Genomic DNA, 18,874 nt, shown 5'->3' on the forward strand with positions numbered 1-18,874 from the left:
GTTAAAGATTGAGTTAACCTATCCAACTCAGGGGATGCCGTCCAATCACTGGAGGTGTTCAATCCATGCTTGATGGTATGTATCGCTACAATAATAACTGCCATCTTCTGTTATCATTTTATATTTTTGCTCCCCGTTCGCCATCTGCTCGAAGCTGGTTTTGACACCCATTTCACCATATTTCTGTTCTGAAAATTCTGTATTCAATCGGCTTCAGCTCCTTATGGCCTGCCAAATATACTTGCATTCTCTTACAGCAATTCTACCATCAACCCGGTTCTCCTTCAGCTTGACTTCCAGCTGTTCCCGGTACTCAGGCTGTGTATAATCCGGGTTTCCGGGGATATCGGAGAGAAAGATGGCAAACTCTTTTTCATCCGAGAAAATCATAAGTGCCTCGTTATATTCCTCAATCTTGATCTCCTTAAAAGCATTTCTTTCCAAACGCTCACGTACCTTTGTTATATCCGTATGAATACCAATCATGACTCCACCCTTTTGCAGCAATCTCCCATGCTCAATAATGGAAGTTGGACCTCTGCGATCGTAGATCAGACCAAATTGTTTATCTTCAAATGGCATCTTTTCTTTTGTGCTGACGCAGACAAATTCCACATTTGTTATCGTGCTTGAATGAAGACTGTTTTGGGCTATCTTTATCATCTCTTCCGAATTATCAACCCCTATAATGTGATCGGTATATTCCGACATTTTCAACGTAAACTCCCCATGTCCACAACCTGCATCGAGCACGGATGTATACTGAGGCAGAAGCTTAATCAACCGCTCTTCAAAAATATCTTCAGCAGAGTTACCTTCCAACGTATACAAAGCTCTACCCTTGTATCCCCCATTACGTTGTGCAATCATATCGTACCATTCCATGCTCATAGAGTTCCTCCTGACAAAAATTCCCTTTATTTAAACATTCGACATAGGTACGTCGATTCTCCTGTTTGGATATACGATATATCTTTGCTAAAATATGAAACGCTTCTCTTCCAGCTTCCGTATTAAGGTCGAAGCCGTATGTATCCCATATAATAAACCATCTGATCCGGAGGTTGAGCGCATGTCATTTTTCAAGAAAATGTTAGCCAGTGTAGGTGTTGGAGCAGCCAAAGTAAATACGGAATTGCATACACCAGAGGTCACGCCTGGAGGAATCATCTCGGGGGTTGTGTACATTGAAGGTGGAGATGTGGAACAGAACGTAGATCGAATCTATCTTTCAATCAAAACCCATTACATACGGGAGCACGATGATCGTAAAGTAAAAGAAACAGCCGTTATAGCCAAATATCTGCTCACCGAAGGTTTCACATTACAGCCTGGAGCCAAATTGGAGAAAGACTTCTCATTTGACCTCCCAGAAAATCTGCCAATTACACTGCATCGTGCAGAGGTATGGGTGGAGACGGGCCTCGATATTTCAAGTGCTGTAGACCCCTCAGACCGGGACAGACTCCATGTTGTTCCTAGCAAAGACATGAACACCGTGCTCGATGCAATTGATATCCTTGGTTTCAAGCTCCGTGAAGTAACCAATGACTATGCGCCGAAGCTGGGCGGTAATCTGCCATTTGTGCAGGAATTCGAATTTGTACCAACAAACAAGTTTCGTGGGCATCTGGATGAGTTGGAAGTGCTGTTCTATCCCATGGGCGATTCGCTGGAGCTGCTATTACAGATCGATCGCCGCGCTCGTGGACTCAGTGGAATATTCTCCGAAGCCATGGGTACGGATGAGAGCTTTGTCCGCCTGCATCTGTATGAAAGACATCTGGCGCGAGGGGCGCATTCTGTCGCTCAAGGACTAGAAGAAATCATTTCCAAACATATCTAATCTATAGTTTGTGTTAACGAATAAAAACCGTCCTCTATCAGACAAATCTGATGAAGGACGGTTTTTCCCTTTCAAAAAGGGAATTAAAAAAAGTTGGAGGATAACAGCGATCGTAAGGTTGTTCTGTACTCGGAGTGTCAGTGGAATTACCCTTAGTGAACTTATATATTAATACACTTCGGTACTTTTCAGACTCAACGTTTCACATACAAGTTGGGCAAAGGCATCGAAGCTGCCACAGGAGCGCAGGCTTTCCAACTTCTCCTCCTGCCGGATCAATTCTACAAACAGATCATAGATCCCCATTGCCTGTTCGTAATCCTCTTTGCAGATAGATAACATAAATACAGCATGTACTTCATTCTCCTCATCCCACGGAATCGGCTTCTCGAGCAGACATACCGATACGGTCGTACGAGTTGAACTCAGCTCCATGGGATGCGGAATCGCCATACCTCTTCCAAGCGCGGTTGAAGCCATCTTTTCCCGCTCCTGCACAGCTGGCCAGAATTGCTCCGTTACAATTTCCTTCTCCAACAGCGCCCCGCTCATCTCAGCCATAAGTGTCATTTTGTCAGGCTGATCGGACCGAAACATGAACAACTGTGGATCAAAGTAACGCAGCAGCGTCATTTCCTCCTGCTCATCACTAGTTCGCACCAGATGAGTGATCGTTGCCATGTCTCGTTCCGATGGAATCGCAGCAATGACAGCCGACGGCTTGCCTTTGGGCTCCCGTAACCGGATCGTAGAAATGACCAAATCTTCGGGCACACTCCCCATCTCCTCGTACTCCCGTAGCGAAACTACACGTGAGACTTCCAGCTCTGCAAATAAAGAACGCAATCTGGATTCAAGAATACGGGCTGTGCCGTATCCTGACCCACAGACGAGTAATACGGATTTCCGTTTGCGATGAGGAATCTGGTATTTACGTTCCAAAGCTGCACCAATGTGGAGAGCCAAGTAACCAATCTCGCTGTCATTGATCTCATGAGGTACGTATGTCTGTAGCTGTTTCACTGCACTTATCGTAATCTCATAGGCGAGTGGATAATATTTACGTATATGTCCCAGCAGTGGATTCCGCATATTCATGCCATGTTCCAGGCGAGTAATCATGGGCTTCAGATGGGCATACAGATCATTCGGCAATCGTTCATCATCACGCAGATCATAGGTGTACCGATCATAGATATGACCCAACATTTGCTGTACAGCAAGATATAACGGGTCACTTCGAAGTCCATTCCAATCGGTAGTGGTCATTTTTTTGCTAACAATATGCAACAGCAGATAATCTCGCTCTCCAACTGGACAATGAATGGAATATAACAACTCCAGATCCTGAATAATCTGCTGTGCAAGTTGCTGATCCTGAACATTCGCCTCCACTTTCTCGAATCGCTCCAGTTCATGCCCCTGCTTAATACGTAATACCATAACAGCCAGATGCGTAATCAGATCTTTCAGTGCCACATCTGCAATACGAACATCCTGTTGGCCTACATGGCGAATAACGATCTCGCGGATGTGCGCGGGTTCAATTGGATACAACAAACGTTCCTGTGCAACGGTCATTCCTTCGGGGCCCAGTTCTTCATCTCGCGAATCGGCGTACTCGGCAAGGCAATAGCGGAACCTGTGCTCGTCCCCGACAACTTTCACACCATATCCTGGCTTGATCTGAAGCTGAAGCTGGTAGTTCTCCAGAATCTGACGAATGATTTTCAGATCATTGTTCATTGTTGCACGGCTTATAAACAGCTGATCAGCGAGGTCTTCCATCTTGATATGACCCGGTTCACCAAGCAGCTTGAACAATTCATACCGGATACGCTCATCAGGCGATCCAGGTACTGGCGCACCTTTTTGCCGATCATCCTTCCGTTCCTCCAACAGCCCAGTATACCGCTTCGCATCATGCACACGAATGGAATAACCCCGCCCACGCTTGGATTCCAGGCTCCCACCATGCCCAGCAAGGATATGATCCAGCTTTTTCAGATCATCCCGAATAGTACGTACAGTAACTTCCAGCCTGTCTGCAAGTGCCTGGCTCGTCCAAGCCTGTTCCTGTCCTTCACCATGAATGAGGTGGAACAGCTTTTTCAACCGTTTAGTTGGAAAAATCATACCGATATCCGACCTCCCTTCTGATCAGGATTGTGTCAAACTAAAGCTCACCTTATATGGATACAAGTACCGTCATTAATTTACAATGTGCGAGTTCCGGCAAACGAACGACCTCTTCTCCCTCGGTTAACCTCTGCTGAGGCTCCAGTGGTTGTTCCGCAAGGGATACACGCTCTGCATGTACAGGCTGATTAAAGTGTATGTTCACGTTAGCAGACTGTGACAAATACGGATTGAAGACACGTACAATGTATCCGTCACTCTGCTCTGCTTTCTTGAAACTGCTTAACACCACGTTGGAATCGTCGCTGAACGACATCAGGCTGTAGTCTGTATCAAGAACACGTTCCTCATCGCGGAAAGCAAAGATCAGACGTCCGTTCAAAAAGTCGCATTGCTGATAACTGCTGATCGGTGTCAAATATTCACGTGCAGCACGAGCTACATTCGCTTCGTCGAATCCGGAAGCCTGGATATGCAGGCCAAAGGTAAAGAAGAGCTCGCCAAGCAATTGCGCATCAGGTGTAGCCACAATTTTCTCACCGGAGGCCCGGCCAGGACGATACAACAGGTTTTCCTTACCCATGAAACCGAAAGTACGGAACAAGGTCAGGGCAATGGTATCCATTTGCTCACCAATAATCTCGTACTCACGTACACCTTCCGTCATCACAGCCATACCATGCGAACCATTGTTTAATCCGGCATAACTCTGCATCGCTTCAATGGTGATCGGTTTCTCCTGCCATTGTTCGCGCTCCCATACGTCCACTTCTGGCAATGAGGTTGGACGAGCAATGACACCGAATGGCTGGTCTGCAATGGATAGAGCGGAAGCAATTCCTGTATCAAAAAGGACACGCAGACGGTGGCTGAACACTTCATTCTGCACCTGAACGTGGAAGCGGATCAGCTTCTCTCCTTTGCGAAGAGATATCTCCACTTGCATTGGCAAGGCTCCCGACGTGATGCCTGCGGCCCGCTCTTCCAGATCATAGGGCACATCCAGCGTGAAACGAAGATATAATGTCTGGGATACAGATGTTTGGGTGGTCGTTGTGCTCATCTGGCTGCCTGCCGAAGAAACAATCAGGTCCCGCTCGGGTGGAGAATAATTGTAGGAATCTCCGTCATCCCCATTATCTTCGAAGATCATTTGATCCGCATACACCTGCCCAGATCGCTTCTCTGTAATTTGCAAGGTACCGTTTGCTTGCAGCGCAATAGTGAAATGTTCATTTTCAATCGTGTCCACGTTACGTCGTTCAATGACAGGTGCAGCGCCCTGACTGAAATCAAAAACAATCTGGGTGTAACCCATCGCCGGGACCTCTTGCAGTTCCACCAGCAATTTGGCGCGATATACGCGTTCTGGCAGATGCACTTTGCGACTTGGATTCAGGTCAATGTGTTGTCCAAGCACATAATCGGTCTGATCTGTTTTTTCTACAATGGTGTAATCCAGCTCGCGTCCCTTCGTATCCCGAATGACAAAGGATTCTTCCGGAATATAAGCTTCAATCTCAGTAACCCCGCCTCGCACATACGGTAGCGTGTTGAACAGGGTGAACGCAAATGTCTCCTCCTGCTGTATAGTTGAAGCAATCATCCGCATATGCAGGTCGAGCAGATTGAGTGCGATATCATAGGCCTGTTTGTAACGAAACGCAACGTCCTGATTTGTTGTATCACTGTTACAACCACCGATGCTGTCATGTGCCGCATTCTCAAACAACAGCTTCCAGATATCCTCCACAATACGATGCGGGTAGTCATGTCCGAGAGAATGGCTAATCGCAAGTACAGGTTCTAGCGTGTTAGCAATCAGATTCTCAATTCGGTTATTCTGTTGCTTGAGATCCGCACGGGTGGAAAAAATGGACTTGTGAATCCGCATGTGCTTGGCTTCCATTAATTCACCCCGAAGTACAGGCAGATCCTGACTATCCGCTTCGATCTCCGCCAGAAAACGTTCCGGTTCATTCATCACATATTTGCGTTCTGTATCCAGTGCATTGAACCGTTTAATCAACTCCGGCAGATTCAATCGCACAGGCGCCTGATCAAACCCATTGGGGAAATAGATATGTTTGGTGGAGGCTTTGCGTTCCAGCGCACCAATCTGTTTCTCCAAATAAGGGATCAGATCTTCTTCATTTTCCGGAATGTTACCACCGTAGTAATACCCGAATGGCATCTGTACAGCAAATACACGACTGCCATCCGACCCTTCCCACGTAAACTCGGTATGTGGATTCGTATTATCCGAGACACCACGCCAGAACAGGAAACGTTCAATGCCAAACTCCCGATAGATCTGCGGCATCTGTGCCGATTGTCCAAATGCATCCGGGACATAACCAACCTTCATCGCATGTCCGTACTTTTGTGCTGTTTTCATACCATAATACAGGTTTCGGACCATGGATTCACTGGAAATCACCAATTGATCCGTCTGTGTATACCAGGGTCCAGTCATCAGTCGTTTGGCTGTAACCAGTTGGCGGATCCGTTCCTCATCTTCGGGACACCAGCGGATGTAATCATCCAGCAGAGAGCCTTGTGCATCCAGCAGGTAATAATGGAATCCATCGATATTCTCCAGTGCATCCAATACTTCCTTGACGTGTTTGACAAGATACACTTTGGAACGGGAGGTCGTAAAATACCATTCCCGGTCCCAGTGTGTATGTGGAATCACATGTACTTTGGTACGATTTCTTTCACTCATATCTCTATATCCCTCCAGATGCTTTTTAAAGGTTGTTCAAAAAAAGTCCGCTTTTGATTACGAGGGATGCCTGTTGGCATCATCAGCATCGAAGATGGAATTCAGCCGAAATGTCCGTTGCTCACGTAGTTTCCCCTACGCTCCGCTACTCCATTTCTACCTTCATCCCATCTTCTCGATACTGAAAACCGATCTTTTTGAACATGTACTTTTAGTCAAAAACGAGTTCGATTTCTTCCCCGTTTTTCTTCACTGAAGCTTCCTGAGTCTTGGCAGGCTGTTTCTCTTCTTCATCGCGGAAGTTCACCAACATGGTGCCACCCGCCACGATCAGTGCGCCGACAATGCCTCCGGCAAGGTACGCGATTGGGGTACCTACTGACACAGCTCCATATAAGCCGCCAATTGGTGGCATGATGATATGTGCTCCCAGCAGTGCAGTCAAGGCAGCGCCCGTTGCACAGGCAAACATGTTGACCAGAATCATTTTGGCAGGGTTACGCAGTGTGAACGGAATTGCACCTTCCGTGATACCGATCACACCCATAATCACTGCACCTTTTCCCGCTTCCTGATAGGTTTTGGAAAAACGTTTCTTCATCAGCAATGTTGCCAAACCATAACCAAGCGGCGGAATGCAGATGGCAATATTAATGAAAATATTTGGCAGATAGACACCGGACAGGAACAGGGCATTGCCTGCCATCCATGCCGCTTTGTTGACGGGTCCGCCGAGATCGAATCCAATCATTGCTCCCAGAATAATGGCAAGCACAACGGTATTGGTTCCGCTCTGGCTCATGTTTTGAACCCAAGCAATGAGATACTCATTCAGTGCGCCCAGCGGGCCACCCAGAATGACCGCCATCAGAAATCCGGTTAAACCAACGGTAATCAGCGGCAAAATGATTAACGGTACCGAGCCAGCGGCCGGACCTGTAATTTTAACTTTGTTTTTAACCCACAAGGTGATGTATCCGGCAAAGAAGCCTGAGATCAACGCGCCCAAGAAACCGGCGTTGGTCTGCTGTGCCAGCCCCCCCCCGATCAGACCTGCGGCCAGCGCAGGTTTGTCGGCAATGGAGTACGCGATGTAACCGGACAGGACAATCGTTAATAGTCCAATGCCGCTCCACCCTACATTTTGCACGAGATATAAAATATGCAAGAATCCGCTTCCATCTTTGTACGGATCAAGATCAGTAATGCCCATCGTTAGTGCGATAATTTTACAGATGGCAACGACCAGGGAACCCGCGATAATGACCGGCAGCAGATAGGAGATACCTGTCATTAGATGTGTTTTTGCTTCACCAAACCATTTTCTCATCGTACTCTCTCCTCATGTGGAAGGTGGGGTTAAGCTTGTGCGTTCACAGCCTCGACGGCTTTGGTTAATACCGCTTCTGCCTGACTTACGGCATGACCAATTTTGACACGTACGACTTTTTTATCGCCAAACCGATCCATGTCCTTCACCGTTTGATCCGCTGCAATCAGGACAAAATTCGCTGCAGCAATATCTTCTTCCGTCAGCTTGTTGACTTGCCCCATGGCTCCCTGCTGTTCCACTTTAATCTCATATCCCAGTTGCTGAGCAGCTTTCTCCAATGCTTTGGCCGCCATCGGGGTATGGGCGAGACCTGCGATACATGACGTTACACCTACGATTTTCATTATGACACCAGTCCTTCCGTATATTGATGAAGCAACGCATATACATCTTCCGGCTGCACCGCTTCCGCGATGGCCTCTTTGAATGAATCTTCCAGCAATAAGGTGGCAAGTGAAGAGATAATTTGCAGATGGGATACGTCTACATGACCTTTAGGCACAAGGATGGCAAAAATATATTTTACCGGCTTGCCGTCATGAGATTCCCAATCAATGGGCTCCCGCAATCGAATGACCATTACTGCCGGACGTGTTACAACTTCACTCTGGGTATGGGGAATTGCAAAGTGATCCTGAAGTCCGGTGGAGTAGACACGTTCGCGTTCCCACAGATCAGCCGCAAGTTGTACACGGTTTGTAGTGATGCTGTAACGCTCTGCCTCCGCAGATATAAAATCAAATACATCCTCTTTACTATGCAATGTCTGATCGAGATAAATCTGATTGGTTGTAATCATGATCTCTGTCTCTCCTCCTCTCTCTATCCAAAACGATAAGCGCTTACAAGATCATTGTAACGGATTCTTCCTTGACCTTGGATCTAGAAAATTTCCCCTTCGAAGCGGAAAAACATTAGCCATAGCAAAAACCCTGAGTCTAATAGACTCAGGGCAGTTGTAAATGAGTTTCAATTGATATGCTGCAAAGGCAGCGTAAGTAAGTACAGAACATGGACTCTAAGCGGATAAAACATCAAGAACGCTGTGTCCAACGCTGCATTCCTGATCGAAGACCGTAATATGCGGCGGCTAGCAAAATAAATCCGGCAACAGCCATCATCATGGATGTTGTATCCCATTGAACACGGCTTCCAAAAGCAATCTTGGATTGCAATGGGGTAACAGAAGAAGCGGTGTTCGTAAGATCAGGTACATAATTCATGGTCATGATCATGCCTTGAACGACATTCCAAGCTACAAAACCGATGATGAATAACAAGGTAACCAAAAAGGATTCCAGCGCTAATCGTTTGTTCATGATTGTCATTTTGCCTCCTCTTCCCACTCAATTAGACAAAACGTGTTGCATCTCCTGTTTCAAACGTTCTTTATTTTCGTCCACATATTGATACAGCAGGTCAAAGCTTTCTTCGTTATCCGATTGCATGCTCAAATTCGCGGCTTCCAGTTCAATCTGCTGTAATACCTCATGAATCTGTTCCCCGTGTGTTTGCAGGCTTGTCGTGATGTCATCTTCGGACAGGCCATTCACATTATCTCGTAATTGCCCGTGCGTTACGCCGCTCTCGGACAACATCTGCTCTATTTTCTTCAGGATCACGGCATCTGCATCATTGCCGATCCGCTCCATAGCTGTTATCGTCTCACCCAGATACTGTCCGCTGGAATTCTCAAGGAAACCGGTCATCCCGTTCATGGACAGCTCGGTATCCAGATCAATGATTAGAATGATATCTCTCAATACTTGCGGAAGTTCCGGCCCACTTTCTCGAATCGTCGCAAATTCAGCCCGATAAAGGTCCATGGCAATACTCCCCACCACTTCTTCACCTGACATCTCTTCAAGCTGATCAAGTGGTAACAACTCCTGCAATTCTTCTTGTAACTTGTTCATCTTTCTCTGCCTCCTGTATCTCTCTGTCTAAATAGTTTGAACGTGTTTTTTACACTGGACCACTACGCGGTCAGAATAAACTTCCGATCGCTGTTATCCCCAGATTTTTTCAATCCCTTTATTAAAGGGTAAAATCCGGTGATAAAGGCGAACGCTCCGCTTCTTCAGTTTTTTTCTGCCCTCTCCGTTTCGTGTAAATTTCAAGTTCAACTACGCCGACACGTTATTACATCATATCAGAATACGCTATATAAGTTTAACTTATGGAAGTTGGTATGGTATATCCTTTAACAATTTACAGGGAATATCGTCAAGTTAACATGCACTTGACCTCTGGAAAATGTTCCGCTGTTATGATCTTGGCATCACGAGTCTTGGGAGGGGTAATGATGCGCCTGGCCTTGTTCACAGACACCTATCTTCCGGAAACCAATGGTGTTGCTGGCACGCTCCACCGCTTGAGTAACCATCTGAACCGCAGAAGAATTGAACATCTGCTGTTTACTCCGAACTCCGTCATTGAAGGAAGCCATGAGACTCAAGTCCGATCGGTTGCCAACATCCCTTTTTTTCTGTATCCCGAATGCCGCATTGCTCTACCCAACAGAGCAGACACACACAAGCAACTACAAACCTTTCAACCCGATCTGTTGCATATCGCTACGCCTTTTAATATGGGGCTGCTTGGTCTGAGGTATGCGCTCAAACACCATCTTCCGCATGTTGTTTCCTACCATACCCACTTCGATCGTTATCTCGAATACTACCGGTTGAAAAGTATGATTCCTCTCTACTGGAAGTATATCCAGTGGTTCCACCGTGCCTGTGATGCAACCCTAACTCCATCGCAGGAAACGTTAAACACCCTGCAAACCCAAGGCATTCAGCGTCTGAAACTTTGGTCTCGCGGGATTGATTGCAACCTGTACTCCCCTGATAAACGCAGCCCGGATATCCGTGAACGATACCACATCACCGCTCCCCTTATTCTACTCTACGTTGGACGCATTGCCCCGGAAAAAGACATCGCTACGCTCACAACTACCATGCAGCAGTTGCCCCAGGAAATGCAGTCCCGTGTGCACTGGATTATCGTTGGTGACGGCCCATCTCTTCCCAAAATGCGTCTGCAAACCCCACCCAATGTCACCTTTACAGGTTATATGCATGGCGAAGAACTTGCTGTTATGTATGCTTCGGCAGATCTGTTTGTGTTTCCTTCCTCTACGGAGACATTTGGCAATGTGGTACTGGAAGCGATGGCTTCAGGACTCCCTGTGGTGGCGGCCAATGCTGGAGGTGTAAAGGATCTGATATCCCCTCACCGCAATGGTGTGTTATTCGAGCCAGGTCAGGCTGATGCACTGATTCGGGAGATATGTCTCTGGGGAAATCACGGGAACCAATTGAGGATGATGGGATTGGAAGGCAGAAAGCTGGCTGAGCAGCGGTCGTGGGAGCATATTTTTGACACACTAATCGGGGATTATGAGGAGGCTATAGAACATCGGAACAGACAAACGAAAGATCGAATTATTACAGCGTAGTCTGATGAAATCATCTTCTTCCAACAACCCATAACTACCGCCTCTGTCCTATGCTAAATTAAACCGGTTCGCTCGTTCAGGCTGCCATAGCATTTACACTCTGCTACGGTCAGCCTGAAACATGTTTCCAATACGTTTCATAACAAAACCTCCTTCTTGGAATGGGTTAAGCTATTTACACGGTATGTAGAAACATAGAAGCCGAAGTTATTGAAATTATTTAGAGTATTTTGAATGATTGTATATATAGATAAAGACACGATCTCATTGAACTGGATCATGCCTTTTATTGCAAACAATCTATTGGTTGAATTTACTGAACGGGACTTTGATATCTACAAACCCTTTAGCGTAGGGTGCAACCTCATAAGGGTGGAATCGGATGACGATACCTTTGTCATATAAAAAGAATTCAGATGTTTGATCAAGCTGAAAATCATAAATATTTTCTTCAAAAATAGAAACTCCTGCATTATACATGGCTAATAGACTGTTGGAGATTGATTTCTCCACCTTCTCCATCTGAGTATCGTCTTTAACATACTCGCTTAGCTTCAGTTCTTTCCCCGTTCTTAAATCATAGTTATATGATTTTGTCGCATCCATTCCATGTGCTCCGCCAGTGTACACATGATCTTCATATACCACAGATAATTTTTCTTTTGCATTGTATTTTACACTGGCCATGGTGATGTAGAAATATTTTTTGTTTGATTTCTTTTCTTCTTTGTCCAAGCGAGCTGCTTTCACTGCGTGAAGTTTAAATGTCTTGTTCAGCTTATCCGTCACAGATTTATTTTCACCTGTTAAATGTATGTATGGCTGTCCTTTGTAATATTGGACCTTCGTTTTCACTGTAATCGTGCTGCCTGCCTCCACATGACTACTCGGAAGAATGATAGCAATCAGTACAGTGATCAACAGGTAATTTATCCATCTCAATTTTTTTCTTTCGATTCTATATTTCAACATTATCGATAACCCCCTTTGGCTCAAATGATATCGTTTCCTGCATTCTGTTCCATATTACCTGTGGAGTGCCCTTTAAGTCTGTTCCGCTCTGAACGTTGGCAATCCAGATGTCTTCTGCGCCCGGATGTTGTAAATAGTGCCTGAGCGTTGCTTTGATCAGAATAGACGAATGTAAGTCCAGCACCTCATCCAGTGGTATCCAGAATAACTCGCCTTCATCTGAGGGCACAAAATGTCGATGCGTGGTCTCTCCGAAATATACAAACTGCTGCCAAATCTCACCACCGTTAACTTCCAACAGAATATATCGAAGCCGAAAGTGTTCGACATCCTCTTGCTTGAACCCGGTCTCTTCTTCAATCTCCCGATAGCTGGCGCTCATGGGTACGTTCAGTTCCCCTTGTTCCAGATGTCCGCCAATGCCACCCCAGAATTCAAAATCAAACAATCTGCTACCCGCCTTCTTCATCATCAGCATGTCTGAGCCATTGCTCAAAAACGCTGTAGCCATCTGTCTAATTTCCATATGTTCCTCGCTTTCCAAACTGGGGTTATAGTAGTCCTTATCTATTTAAACTGAACTAAAGAATATTTACACTAGCCACTCCGATGACAGAACAACCTTCCGATCGCTGTTATCCCCAGATTTTTTGATTCCTTTCCTAAAGGGTAAATCCGGGGATAAAGGCGACCGCTCCGCTTCTTCAGGTTATTTCTGTCCTCTACGTTTTGTGTAAATGTTATATTCAATTTATATAACCGCCTTCTACAGCAATTCCTTTAGCTCACTTAGATGCTCAATCGTATGTAAAGGACTAGTCGTAATCCTGTCCTGCCACGGCTGGTTGACCTTCATCCAGATGGTGCTCATGCCTACGCTTGCCGCTCCCTCAATATCGTTCACCGGATGATCGCCAATGTAGATGCATTGCTCAGGGCTTAGACCGAAATGATCTAGCGCAAGCTGAAATATGCGTGGATCGGGCTTTTTGACTCCAGCCTCTTCTGAAACAATAATATGGTCGTAATCCTCCCGGATACCGAGTTGATCGATTTTTCCATACTGAATATCGGTCTGCCCATTGGTGATTAACCCTGTTTGGTATTTCCCCCGCAGATGCTGAACGACTTCTCGCGCCTGTTCCATCAGAACTGAACTTCGCACATACTCTCTGCCATAGAACTCCATCAGTTCTGCATGTGGTGGATGCTCTGCCCAAGGCAGTTCATGCAGCAACTCGTTGAACAGAAAGGGTTTGTCCTTATACCCATCTTCATCAAGCTCAATGATTCTTTTGAGGATATCCTCCGTGGACTCAAGATGGGCAAAGTAGGTTTTAATCAAACTCCGAGCGAAGCTGTCAAAGGTCATAGTTCTGTTCAGAATTGTATTGTCCAAATCAAAAATAACGGCTTTAATATGATCCATCTTCCTTCTCCCCCAATTCCAGTACATGCGTTATCTTCTCCATACTCGTCACTTCTCTAAATCCCAAGTCGCGATAAAAAAATCCAGCAACCGGTTGATCCGTGTACAGAACCAGTCGAGCGTAATGTTTTTCCGCTTTATGAATAACCGCATCCATCAGCCTGCGCCCAACCCCATGTCTTCGAAATTCTCTCATCACATAAAGCCTGCGAATTCTTCCTGTATCAGTCACTTCAGAATAAGGATCTCTGTTCAGACCGCAGATCCCAACCACCTTATCGTGCACTCTGCATTCAAAAGCGCTTCATCTTCTTGCTCGAATGTATTGATTCCTGTCTCATATTCATGGATTAATCGCTCGATATGTCTGAACCCCTCACTGGAGCTTTCGACCAGCATCGCCACTAAATCGTCATGATTCCACACCGATATCTCCTGTATCTGCATGGTGTAACCGCCTCCATCATTTTAAATCAATGGTACACATGCAAACCCAACCATACATTGAATGATGGCCGGGTTTATCTTGTACAGCTCATTCTCATTTTTTCTTTTTGTGATAGTGATAACCTGTGCACAGACCCTTTTGTTTGGATTTGGCTGAACAGTTATGTCCACCGTTCTTATCCAGTCTGCCTGGATGAGCATAAGCGGAAGAGGATACACCAACAAGTACGACAAGAGACAGGATTACGATAACAACCTTTTTCATGAGTCACCCTTCGATCAACACCCTATGCTTTAGGGCTTAATACGTGCTATATCATTCTACATGAAAATCCACAATTTGGATATCCTTCATCTTTTTAGCCGATCCATTCTCATAAAATCTTAAATTGCTTCAATGCATGGGTGACTCCATCTTCACTTGCCCGCAGGGTGACATAATCAGCGCTTTGTTTAATCCGTTCTCCGCCATTTCCCATCGCAATTCCGATTCCCGCATACACTAGCAGATCCACGTCATTCTCCCCATCGCCAAAGGCCATTGTATCCTCTCTGGATATCTTCAGGTAGTCGAGAACTTTCTCTGCGGCTATAGATTTGCTGACTTCGCTCGCTTCCAGCACATTCACTACATACGGATGGAATCTCACGAATCGTAAGGAAGGAAATCTGGATTGGAATTTCTCCGTCTCCGCTTCATCCGCGTATAAACAAATGCAATATACGTCCTGTTCCAACGTACCGATTTTCTGCGGCGCATCCATGAGTCCAAGCGTATCTCTTAAGGCATCAGTAACACGACCATCTACTGTACACAACCCGTTCGTATCAAATGACTCTGTAAAATATGAAATACTGTGCCCCTGCAACTCGGCAAACTCACTAAATGTTCTAACCATCTGTGCTGAAAGTACAGACTTATGTATCACTTCATCACCTGCTTTGATCAATGCCCCATTAGCCGAAATGATCGTATCGATTCCGAGATTTCTGAATTCTTCGCATAAATTATAGGGCCTGCCTGTGACGAGTACAACTTGAACGCCTTTAGGAATCAATTCCCGGATCGACTCAGCTGTACGCGGTGATAAACTCCGATCTATTTCGCTCAGCAACGTACCGTCCACATCAAAGAACACAGCTTTAATCAAATTGTTCTTCCTCCTCTGTCTTCAATTAAAAAGAGCAAGTACAGAATAACCTTGTTTGGTCTTCCTGCACTTGCTCTACAATTAACGGGTCTGAACATCTTGGGTACGTCCCATATACCATGATTGAAATGATTTGGCCGTATCCAGGGAAATGTCATGTGCCCGATGATGCAGTACTGGTTTGGCGCGGTTTACCGTATGAATGGAAGCCACACCAAACCAACGCTGTAACACATTACGGGTGATCTGCACTTCGATGACTTTCTCACGTTTGGAGATGAAGAGTGTTGAAGTGAGCGCACCGGTTCGAAGTTGAATGAAATTCTGATGCAGAATGTATCGGGTATGGAAAAAGTCCATCACTCTGCATGTTGCAATCCACACGAGCAGAATCGCGGAAATCATCCACCAGGCATGTTTCTGCCCAAACACCAATGGTTTGAAATACCACAATAAACCCGTGATCATGATCCATCCCCAACTTGGTTTGAGCAGGCGCAGCCATAGTGATATTCGTGGAAGCTTTTCCATCTCCTGCGTAACCCGATAGGATGGCAGGATCTCCTCAATCAGGGTATAGGCTTGCTTCACAGGCAAGAAAGGATAGAGCGAGTTCACCTCCTGCTCGGATTCCCCCAGACTACCTGCAGTGGTCAGTTCTACTTCCGCTAATCCAAGCAACCTTTTCATCGGTGACTGTGTAATTTTCACGGCCTGGACTCGCTCTTTCAAGATTGAAAATGACGTTTTCTCCATCATGCCCTTCGAGATATAGATCCGTTTGGCATCCGAGGTGATCTGGAAATTACCATACTTTACGAAGGTTCTGACTATGCCCAGAGCAATAGATATGATCAATAAAACTAAGATCATCAAACCGGCAATCCACCAGGAATCAAGCCAGGTTAATAACAAACTTTCCGTTACTTCTTCATCAGGGAAGAAGTCCTTCACCCAGGAATAGAGCGTAGCCAGGACCGGAATCAGTACAAGAAAACTAAGCGAGGTAAAGGATGCTTTGAATATGTCCTTGCGGGTGGAATGATAATGAACAACCCGTTCCTGTTTTTCTTTTGCAGGCAGAGACATGACTTCATCAGTTATAACAGGTTCGGATTGCGCCTCTCCCTCTTCCATAACCTGAACTGCATCCAACGTATCATGTTCCTCTGTTGCTCCTACTGTTTCTGCTTCTTCAGCCATATGACCTGCTACAATCTTCTCCAGCTGTTCCGCTTCGGAAAGTGAAACAACGTGTAACTGAAAGGTAGCATCTTCTCCCTTAATTCCGGTCTCGAATCGAATCGACGTCACCCTGAATAACCGATGAAACAACGTTGTATGACGATTCACATTCTGGACCTTCGTATAAGGTATCGTTCTTCGAGTACGGTTAAACACACCACTATAGATATGAAAGGCTGTATCGTCTGCTGCATAACGCGAGGTGAACCACTTCAGGATCATGGACAGGATGCTAAGGGAGACACCTACATAAAAAGCGATTCTTCCATAGAATATCCATTGGGACTCCGAGCCCTGACGGAAAACAAACAAAAAAAGGACGATGGCAAACCAATTCTTTACCCGTTTCCACAAGCTCCACAGCATGGTTAATGGATGATGTCGCTTCATATCGATCATTCATCCACCTCATTAATTCGCGCATAGGACGCAATCTGATGACGGAGTGCAAGTGCGACTTCCTCTGGCAATGCCGGGATTTCATGCGATGAACCCATCGTGCCAACCGATACGGAATAGAGTCCATATTTTCGCATTAAAGGTCCCTGATTTGTTGTAACCGATTGCACTTTCGCCATGGGGATGATCTGATGTACCTTGGTTAGCGCCCCACGCTTCAGTTGCAGGAACTCCTCATTCACATCATAGTACCAATGCTTGTATAACCATGACGGCTGGATGAAAATGTCCCACACCGCATAGAGCACCGATATGGCCGTAACGCCCCACAAAATCCAACCAATCCACGTCTTCCATCCATAGATGGAGTCGAGTATTAACAGTACGGCAAGGATCAGGAAACCTATTACATTCCATATGATGGCGCTAATTCTCCACAAGTTTACCGCGTGAGGGGACAGCCGTTGTTTGGGTGTATTCCACTGTATTGACATATGTTCACTCCTTTTTTCCTCGGGTACATAAAAATACACATGGTACACTGTACGAACAATCGTCCACGATCGATGCAAAAAGATAAAGAGATGACCCCTATACAATACAGGTCGTCATCTCTTTTGTTCATTCATTTTACTATAAAATCCTGTACTTCACACAGCCATACCATATGATCTGTTCCTTCGCCCCAATAGTTGTTCGCCACCACATAGGGTTCACCGAATTTGCGTTGCCACTTCTTCTGTGCGATCTGGTAACCGCTATCCAGGCAAAATTGCTGAATTCCCAGCCGTTGCAGTTCAGTAACCAGAGCAAGAATGAGCGCCGAACCAACCCCCTGTCCTTGAACCTCGGGCAACACATACAGGCTACCCAGTTCTCCGATACCGTTCAGCCGGCCCTCTGTACATTCTCGAATCTCCTTACCACACGGTGCATACGAGATTGTGCCTACAATAACATCCCCCATTTTAGCAACGAGGAAAAATACACTTGCTTTGATGTTGTCCTTTGCTTGCAATGCCTTGTGAATCATCGCTTTTTTCTGTGTTATCTCATCCTGAATATCATCCAGAAGCGAGCCTATTCCCTCCTGATCAAATGCTGCGGGAATGGTTGTCTCGAACACCTGATACACTCCATCTGCATCCGATCGCGTCAAAGGTTCAATGGTAATTTTGTCATCCACAGGTTCTTCTCCGTTCCATTTACCTTCTTAATCTGTACGTCGCTGAATCAGCCTTCTTAGTTGATTCGCATCCTCAAGAGGAATGCTATATCCAGTGTTCGTGTCTTCAAGGTTTACTAACAGGCCTTGCATCTTGGGATCCATTCCTAATGAAAAATCATACCGTGTTATCGAGCTGTCCGCATTCGTTATGCTCAGGTCGTACTGTGCACTATAATTGAGAATACCCGGCATACGCTCGGCCTTATGTATTGCATCCATCATGATTCGAATCTCGTCAGATCGATCAAACACAACATCTTGGCATGGTTCCAAGGCAAGGTTGGGATTACACGTTAAAGTGATCAGTACAGGAAGCCCTTCTTCCGCGTTCGATTCATTCGGTTTGCTACACCCTGCAATGAACGTGGCAATGACAAATACGAGCAACATTCCTACATATTTCACCATACTGCGTGCCTCCCTGACTTAGTATTAAATAAACTAGTAATGAGTAGAGAAGTAATAAATACAGTATATAATGAAATGACTCAACT

At 45.7% G+C, this 18,874-nt stretch carries 22 protein-coding genes; 2 read left to right on the forward strand and 20 right to left on the reverse strand.

Annotation, left to right across the window (positions count from 1 at the left end; all coding sequences use genetic code 11):
• Positions 1 to 45: 45 nt before the first annotated feature.
• Complete coding sequence (locus MHB71_RS16870; protein ID WP_340026994.1) at positions 46 to 207, reverse strand: hypothetical protein; 162 nt, start codon at positions 205 to 207, stop codon at positions 46 to 48.
• Between the two features lie 6 nt (positions 208 to 213).
• On the reverse strand, positions 214 to 891 hold the full coding sequence (locus MHB71_RS16875) for a class I SAM-dependent methyltransferase (RefSeq protein WP_340026996.1): 678 nt from the start codon (positions 889 to 891) through the stop codon (positions 214 to 216).
• 181 nt (positions 892 to 1,072) lie between these two features.
• Here MHB71_RS16875 and MHB71_RS16880 point away from each other — a divergent pair, with 181 nt between their 5' ends.
• Positions 1,073 to 1,846, forward strand: a complete 774-nt coding sequence (locus tag MHB71_RS16880; RefSeq protein ID WP_074094224.1) for a sporulation protein — start codon at positions 1,073 to 1,075, stop codon at positions 1,844 to 1,846.
• 168 nt (positions 1,847 to 2,014) lie between these two features.
• Here the strand turns inward: MHB71_RS16880 and MHB71_RS16885 are convergent, their stop codons facing one another.
• The 7 genes from MHB71_RS16885 to MHB71_RS16915 all read right to left on the reverse strand — a co-directional run bounded on the left by MHB71_RS16885 (position 2,015) and on the right by MHB71_RS16915 (position 9,962).
• Complete coding sequence (locus MHB71_RS16885) at positions 2,015 to 3,982, reverse strand: BglG family transcription antiterminator (protein WP_340026997.1); 1,968 nt, start codon at positions 3,980 to 3,982, stop codon at positions 2,015 to 2,017.
• 52 nt (positions 3,983 to 4,034) lie between these two features.
• Positions 4,035 to 6,713 (reverse strand): mannosylglycerate hydrolase, encoded by a 2,679-nt coding sequence (mngB, locus tag MHB71_RS16890; RefSeq protein WP_340026998.1) that lies wholly within the window; start codon positions 6,711 to 6,713, stop codon positions 4,035 to 4,037.
• A gap of 211 nt (positions 6,714 to 6,924) precedes the next feature.
• Complete coding sequence (locus MHB71_RS16895; RefSeq protein WP_340026999.1) at positions 6,925 to 8,043, reverse strand: PTS fructose transporter subunit IIC; 1,119 nt, start codon at positions 8,041 to 8,043, stop codon at positions 6,925 to 6,927.
• 29 nt (positions 8,044 to 8,072) lie between these two features.
• A complete protein-coding gene (locus MHB71_RS16900) occupies positions 8,073 to 8,390 on the reverse strand; it encodes a fructose PTS transporter subunit IIB (protein ID WP_017689749.1) in 318 nt (105 codons plus the stop codon).
• Entirely contained in the window at positions 8,390 to 8,845 is a 456-nt protein-coding gene (locus MHB71_RS16905) for a PTS sugar transporter subunit IIA (RefSeq protein WP_036669587.1), read from the reverse strand. The genes MHB71_RS16900 and MHB71_RS16905 overlap by 1 nt, the downstream gene beginning before the upstream one ends.
• A gap of 235 nt (positions 8,846 to 9,080) precedes the next feature.
• Complete coding sequence (locus MHB71_RS16910) at positions 9,081 to 9,365, reverse strand: hypothetical protein (protein ID WP_340027000.1); 285 nt, start codon at positions 9,363 to 9,365, stop codon at positions 9,081 to 9,083.
• 27 nt (positions 9,366 to 9,392) lie between these two features.
• Positions 9,393 to 9,962 (reverse strand): hypothetical protein, encoded by a 570-nt coding sequence (locus MHB71_RS16915; RefSeq protein WP_340027001.1) that lies wholly within the window; start codon positions 9,960 to 9,962, stop codon positions 9,393 to 9,395.
• A gap of 386 nt (positions 9,963 to 10,348) precedes the next feature.
• On the opposite strand from MHB71_RS16915, the gene MHB71_RS16920 reads away from it, so the two are divergent.
• Entirely contained in the window at positions 10,349 to 11,509 is a 1,161-nt protein-coding gene (locus MHB71_RS16920; protein WP_340027002.1) for a glycosyltransferase family 1 protein, read from the forward strand.
• Between the two features lie 300 nt (positions 11,510 to 11,809).
• Here MHB71_RS16920 and MHB71_RS16925 read toward each other — a convergent pair whose 3' ends face one another.
• The 11 genes from MHB71_RS16925 to MHB71_RS16975 all read right to left on the reverse strand — a co-directional run bounded on the left by MHB71_RS16925 (position 11,810) and on the right by MHB71_RS16975 (position 18,788).
• Positions 11,810 to 12,481 (reverse strand): DUF3298 domain-containing protein, encoded by a 672-nt coding sequence (locus tag MHB71_RS16925; RefSeq protein WP_340027003.1) that lies wholly within the window; start codon positions 12,479 to 12,481, stop codon positions 11,810 to 11,812.
• On the reverse strand, positions 12,468 to 13,007 hold the full coding sequence (locus MHB71_RS16930) for an NUDIX domain-containing protein (protein ID WP_340027006.1): 540 nt from the start codon (positions 13,005 to 13,007) through the stop codon (positions 12,468 to 12,470). The genes MHB71_RS16925 and MHB71_RS16930 overlap by 14 nt, the downstream gene beginning before the upstream one ends.
• Before the next feature lie 240 nt (positions 13,008 to 13,247).
• Positions 13,248 to 13,910 carry an HAD family hydrolase gene (locus MHB71_RS16935; protein WP_340027008.1) on the reverse strand — a complete coding sequence of 221 codons (663 nt, stop codon included), beginning with the start codon at positions 13,908 to 13,910 and terminating at the stop codon, positions 13,248 to 13,250.
• Positions 13,897 to 14,196, reverse strand: a complete 300-nt coding sequence (locus MHB71_RS16940) for a GNAT family N-acetyltransferase (protein WP_340027010.1) — start codon at positions 14,194 to 14,196, stop codon at positions 13,897 to 13,899. Before MHB71_RS16940 ends, MHB71_RS16935 begins: the two co-directional genes overlap by 14 nt.
• Entirely contained in the window at positions 14,163 to 14,357 is a 195-nt protein-coding gene (locus MHB71_RS16945) for a hypothetical protein (protein WP_340027011.1), read from the reverse strand. The genes MHB71_RS16940 and MHB71_RS16945 overlap by 34 nt, the downstream gene beginning before the upstream one ends.
• 94 nt (positions 14,358 to 14,451) lie before the next feature.
• Positions 14,452 to 14,622 (reverse strand): YHYH domain-containing protein, encoded by a 171-nt coding sequence (locus MHB71_RS16950; RefSeq protein ID WP_094030640.1) that lies wholly within the window; start codon positions 14,620 to 14,622, stop codon positions 14,452 to 14,454.
• Positions 14,623 to 14,731: 109 nt separating this feature from the next.
• Complete coding sequence (locus MHB71_RS16955) at positions 14,732 to 15,508, reverse strand: Cof-type HAD-IIB family hydrolase (protein WP_340027014.1); 777 nt, start codon at positions 15,506 to 15,508, stop codon at positions 14,732 to 14,734.
• An 81-nt stretch (positions 15,509 to 15,589) separates the two neighbouring features.
• Positions 15,590 to 17,152, reverse strand: a complete 1,563-nt coding sequence (locus MHB71_RS16960; RefSeq protein ID WP_340027016.1) for a PH domain-containing protein — start codon at positions 17,150 to 17,152, stop codon at positions 15,590 to 15,592.
• Positions 17,149 to 17,646, reverse strand: a complete 498-nt coding sequence (locus MHB71_RS16965; RefSeq protein ID WP_339188785.1) for a PH domain-containing protein — start codon at positions 17,644 to 17,646, stop codon at positions 17,149 to 17,151. The genes MHB71_RS16960 and MHB71_RS16965 overlap by 4 nt, the downstream gene beginning before the upstream one ends.
• Positions 17,647 to 17,777: 131 nt before the next feature.
• Positions 17,778 to 18,338 carry a GNAT family N-acetyltransferase gene (locus tag MHB71_RS16970; RefSeq protein WP_340027017.1) on the reverse strand — a complete coding sequence of 187 codons (561 nt, stop codon included), beginning with the start codon at positions 18,336 to 18,338 and terminating at the stop codon, positions 17,778 to 17,780.
• A 27-nt stretch (positions 18,339 to 18,365) separates the two neighbouring features.
• Positions 18,366 to 18,788, reverse strand: coding sequence for a hypothetical protein (locus MHB71_RS16975; protein WP_340027018.1), 423 nt, complete (start codon positions 18,786 to 18,788; stop codon positions 18,366 to 18,368).
• Positions 18,789 to 18,874: the final 86 nt, after the last annotated feature.

This window comes from Paenibacillus sp. FSL H7-0940 (genome assembly GCF_037979415.1).
Taxonomy (GTDB): domain Bacteria; phylum Bacillota; class Bacilli; order Paenibacillales; family Paenibacillaceae; genus Paenibacillus; species Paenibacillus amylolyticus.

What these genes read in the sequence shown, in the direction of transcription:
- MHB71_RS16900 (WP_017689749.1), bottom strand. Translation starts at nt 8,390, where the DNA reads ATGAAAATCGTAGGTGTAACGTCATGTATCGCAGGTCTCGCCCATACC.
- MHB71_RS16915 (WP_340027001.1), bottom strand. Translation starts at nt 9,962, where the DNA reads ATGAACAAGTTACAAGAAGAATTGCAGGAGTTGTTACCACTTGATCAG.
- MHB71_RS16895 (WP_340026999.1), bottom strand. Translation starts at nt 8,043, where the DNA reads ATGAGAAAATGGTTTGGTGAAGCAAAAACACATCTAATGACAGGTATC.
- MHB71_RS16965 (WP_339188785.1), bottom strand. Translation starts at nt 17,646, where the DNA reads ATGTCAATACAGTGGAATACACCCAAACAACGGCTGTCCCCTCACGCG.
- MHB71_RS16885 (WP_340026997.1), bottom strand. Translation starts at nt 3,982, where the DNA reads ATGATTTTTCCAACTAAACGGTTGAAAAAGCTGTTCCACCTCATTCAT.
- MHB71_RS16935 (WP_340027008.1), bottom strand. Translation starts at nt 13,910, where the DNA reads ATGGATCATATTAAAGCCGTTATTTTTGATTTGGACAATACAATTCTG.
- MHB71_RS16920 (WP_340027002.1), top strand. Translation starts at nt 10,349, where the DNA reads ATGATGCGCCTGGCCTTGTTCACAGACACCTATCTTCCGGAAACCAAT.
- MHB71_RS16960 (WP_340027016.1), bottom strand. Translation starts at nt 17,152, where the DNA reads ATGATCGATATGAAGCGACATCATCCATTAACCATGCTGTGGAGCTTG.
- MHB71_RS16950 (WP_094030640.1), bottom strand. Translation starts at nt 14,622, where the DNA reads ATGAAAAAGGTTGTTATCGTAATCCTGTCTCTTGTCGTACTTGTTGGT.
- MHB71_RS16905 (WP_036669587.1), bottom strand. Translation starts at nt 8,845, where the DNA reads ATGATTACAACCAATCAGATTTATCTCGATCAGACATTGCATAGTAAA.
- MHB71_RS16930 (WP_340027006.1), bottom strand. Translation starts at nt 13,007, where the DNA reads ATGGAAATTAGACAGATGGCTACAGCGTTTTTGAGCAATGGCTCAGAC.
- MHB71_RS16925 (WP_340027003.1), bottom strand. Translation starts at nt 12,481, where the DNA reads ATGTTGAAATATAGAATCGAAAGAAAAAAATTGAGATGGATAAATTAC.
- MHB71_RS16880 (WP_074094224.1), top strand. Translation starts at nt 1,073, where the DNA reads ATGTCATTTTTCAAGAAAATGTTAGCCAGTGTAGGTGTTGGAGCAGCC.
- mngB (WP_340026998.1), bottom strand. Translation starts at nt 6,713, where the DNA reads ATGAGTGAAAGAAATCGTACCAAAGTACATGTGATTCCACATACACAC.
- MHB71_RS16975 (WP_340027018.1), bottom strand. Translation starts at nt 18,788, where the DNA reads ATGGTGAAATATGTAGGAATGTTGCTCGTATTTGTCATTGCCACGTTC.
- MHB71_RS16945 (WP_340027011.1), bottom strand. Translation starts at nt 14,357, where the DNA reads ATGCAGATACAGGAGATATCGGTGTGGAATCATGACGATTTAGTGGCG.
- MHB71_RS16910 (WP_340027000.1), bottom strand. Translation starts at nt 9,365, where the DNA reads ATGAACAAACGATTAGCGCTGGAATCCTTTTTGGTTACCTTGTTATTC.
- MHB71_RS16875 (WP_340026996.1), bottom strand. Translation starts at nt 891, where the DNA reads ATGAGCATGGAATGGTACGATATGATTGCACAACGTAATGGGGGATAC.